The organism is Secundilactobacillus muriivasis (genome assembly GCF_054785195.1).
Genome location: NZ_BAABMI010000111.1, coordinates 1 through 1543, shown reverse-complemented (window position 1 = coordinate 1543; position 1543 = coordinate 1). Strand labels below are relative to the sequence as shown.

Sequence of the window (1543 nt, the reverse complement as noted above, 5' to 3'; positions counted from 1 at the left end):
TCACGAGTTCTTCGTAGGTCTTAGGCATTGGGTGTCGTTCCATCCACCGTAATTTAAACTCATTCCACCAACGCTCCATTGGTGCGTTGTCGTAAGGCATTCCTGGACGAGACATACTCCGTTCAACTTCATGTTGCCCCAGATAGTTATTGAAAGCCCCCGAAGTAAAGGCAGAGCCTCGGTCCGTATGAACCATCGGATGCACGTCACCTGCAGCGGTGAATGCTCGCTCGAAAACCTCTACTTCAGCCTCCGCGGTTTCAGTATCACTAAGGTTATATGATAGTAGTCGGCGGCCATAGAGATCCAAAACGCCGCTTAAGCGTACCTTACACTCACCATTGACCCCATAGGTTAACTCTGTTGAGTCTGACAGCCACACTTCATTAGGGGCATTAACCTCGAATTTTTGCTTGAGGACATTGTCCTGAATATGCAGTTCATGTTGTTTGGCGCGATCACGGCGCTTCATGCGAACCTGACACCGAATTTCTAACACCCGCATGACACGACGTACCATTTTTAGTGTTACCCGAAAATTAATCAGTTCGTCATGCTGAAGATTGACCAGTAAGTTGCCAGCACCAATCCCCTGATGATGAAAATCAAACCAGTATTGCACCCGTTCCTGAAGAAACTTATCTTGCCGTTCCCAGTTCGTTTCTTGGCGTTTAAGCCCTTTATAATAAGCCTGTCGACTAATGCCGAGTACGGCCAATAACGTGGATACGGCACCACGATTGCCTTGACTGACTTCCTTAATTGCTTGATAGGCCAGTCGATGCTGTTGATTCACCCCTTGTGCTGAAGTTCATGTAATTTTTTTACGTATGCTGCCACTAGTGCTTGATCTTTGAGCTGCGATTCTAGTTGACGTACTCTTAGTTTTAGTTTATCAGTCTCGGTTAATTCAGCTTGATCCTTATGATGGCCGCGATTATCTACTAGGGCTTCGTAGCCACCTTTTTGGGCTTTGATAACCCATGAGCGGGCTTGCTGATAGGACACGTGAAAATGTTCGGCAGCTTGAGTGTAACTGTGATCATCTTTGGTGACGTATTCAACAATTTCAATGCGTTCTTCAAAGGTTGTCTTGCGACTCATAAGGAGGACCTGCTTTCTAGACGGCGATGCCGCTACAGTTTTGTCCTCATTATACTTTAAAAGCCAATAGTGCAGTAGGCCGTCATTACGTAATCCAAATTTGGTTGTCAATTCATCGGTAGTGCCTTCACCAGCTAAGTATGCCTGAATCACTGATAATTTAAACTGCTTTGAATAATGTTGGTTTTGTTGAACCTCCTCAAGGCCGCTAAGGCCATCACGTTCATATAGATCAGCCCACCGTTTCAAGGTCCTTGGCACAATGCCATGTTCTTTGGCAAACCCTCTTCGAGACATACCTGACTGCTGATAACTTTCTAATAAGGCCAGTTTCTCTGAGGCTGTGAATCTAGATCTAGACATACAAAAAACCTCCTATGGTTGTCATTATCAAACGAAATATGTTATTTCATCTGACAACCATAAAAGGATTATGACA

Annotated in this window: 2 protein-coding genes; both read right to left on the bottom strand. The window is 44.8% G+C overall.

Annotation, left to right across the window (positions count from 1 at the left end):
• Positions 1 to 796 (bottom strand): IS3 family transposase (locus ACYVR3_RS16135; RefSeq protein WP_461245019.1); only part of this gene is annotated, 796 nt, incomplete at its 3' end.
• Entirely contained in the window at positions 793 to 1467 is a 675-nt protein-coding gene (locus ACYVR3_RS16130; protein ID WP_461245018.1) for a transposase, read from the bottom strand. The genes ACYVR3_RS16135 and ACYVR3_RS16130, both read right to left, overlap by 4 nt.
• Between the last annotated feature and the right edge of the window lie 76 nt (positions 1468 to 1543).